Source organism: uncultured Chitinophaga sp., assembly GCF_937874145.1.
In the GTDB taxonomy this organism is placed as follows: Bacteria; Bacteroidota; Bacteroidia; order Chitinophagales; family Chitinophagaceae; genus Chitinophaga.
Genome location: NZ_CALNBI010000028.1, coordinates 1 through 1691, shown reverse-complemented (window position 1 = coordinate 1691; position 1691 = coordinate 1). Strand labels below are relative to the sequence as shown.

The following is a 1691-nucleotide window of genomic DNA, read 5'->3' as shown; positions in this document are numbered from 1 at the left end:
CCGCATAGCCGAAGAGAAAATGCTAAAGCACCGCAGCTTCCAGGGATTCAACATCCAGCCCGAAAACGATTACCTGGCCTCCCGTAAACCGGTGCTGGTCAACAGTGATTGCCATCTTTCCCTCGCTGCCCCGCGCAGCAGCATGAAAGACTACTTTTATAAGAACGCGGATGCCGACGAGCTGATCTTCGTCCACGAAGGCTCCGGCACCCTCCGCACCCAATACGGCCGCATCGATTTCGGGTACGGCGATTACCTTTCCATCCCCCGAGGAACCATCTATCAGCTGGAGTTCTCGCATGCAGACAACCGTCTTTTCATCGTGGAATCCTTCAGTCCGATCCGGTTCCCCAAACGCTACCTCAGCCCCTTCGGCCAGCTCCTGGAGCACGCGCCCTTCTGCGAACGCGATATCCGCCAGCCCAAAGACCTCGAAACCATCGACCAGGCCGGTGATTACATCATCAATATCAAAAAGAAAGGCGTGATGTACCCCATCCATTACGGGCATCATCCTTTTGATGTGATCGGGTGGGACGGATGCGAGTATCCCTTCGCCCTGTCCATCCACGACTTCGAGCCCATTACCGGCCGCGTGCACCAGCCGCCGCCAGTGCACCAGACGTTCGAAGGGCACAACTTCGTGGTGTGCTCCTTCGTTCCGCGCCTCTACGATTACCATCCGCAGGCCGTTCCGGCACCTTACAACCATAGCAATATCGACAGCGATGAAGTGCTGTATTATGTGGACGGCGATTTCATGAGCCGCAAGCACGTGACCCGCGGCATGATCACCCTTCACCCCGGCGGCATCCCGCACGGGCCGCATCCCGGAGCGGTGGAGAAGAGCCTCGGGGCCAAAGAAACCAAAGAACTGGCCGTGATGGTCGATACCTTCCATCCCCTGCAGGTAACGCAGGAAGCACTGGGTATCGAAGACGAACGTTACGTGATGAGCTGGGCCGAATAAGTTACTTTTGGGAAAATTTAAAAGTATGGAATACAGACAATTAGGAGACAGCAATCTGAAAGTATCCGCCATCACCTTCGGCGCATGGGCCATCGGCGGCTGGATGTGGGGCGGCGCGGAGCGTAAGGACGCTACCGAAGCCATCCGCGCATCGATCGACCGCGGCGTTACCTCCATCGATACCGCACCGATTTACGGACAAGGCACCAGCGAAGAAATCGTAGGCGAAGCCCTCGCAGGCATCCCGCGCGATAAAGTGCAATTGCTCACCAAATTCGGCATGACCTGGGAAGGCACCAACGGCACCTTCGCCTTCAGCAGCCAGGACAACGCCGGCAAAGCCATCGAAATCTACAAATACGCCGGCCGCAACAGCATCATCCGCGAATGCGAAGCCAGCCTCCGCCGCATGCGTACCGATTACATCGACCTGTACCAGATCCACTGGCCGGACGCTACCACGCCCATCGAAGAAACCTTCGAAGCCGTGCTGCGCCTGAAAGAACAGGGCAAGATCCGCGAAGCGGGCGTTTGTAATTACAACGTGGAGCAAATGAAGCAGGCCAACGCCGTGGTGAAACTCGCCTCCAACCAGGTGCCCTTCAGTATGGTGGAGCGCAACATCGAAAAGGAACTGGTGCCTTACTGCATCGAAAACAATAAAGCCATCCTGGCCTATAGCCCGCTCCAGCGTGGCATCCTCACCGGTAAAATCAAACCG

Annotated in this window: 2 protein-coding genes; both read left to right on the top strand. The window is 56.8% G+C overall.

The annotated features are described in order from the left end of the window. A partial coding sequence (locus Q0510_RS01185; RefSeq protein ID WP_298707473.1) for a homogentisate 1,2-dioxygenase occupies nucleotides 1-970 on the top strand: 970 nt, incomplete at its 5' end. 25 nt (nucleotides 971-995) lie between these two features. After that, on the top strand, nucleotides 996-1691 hold a 696-nt coding region (locus Q0510_RS01180), incomplete at its 3' end, for an aldo/keto reductase (RefSeq protein ID WP_298707472.1).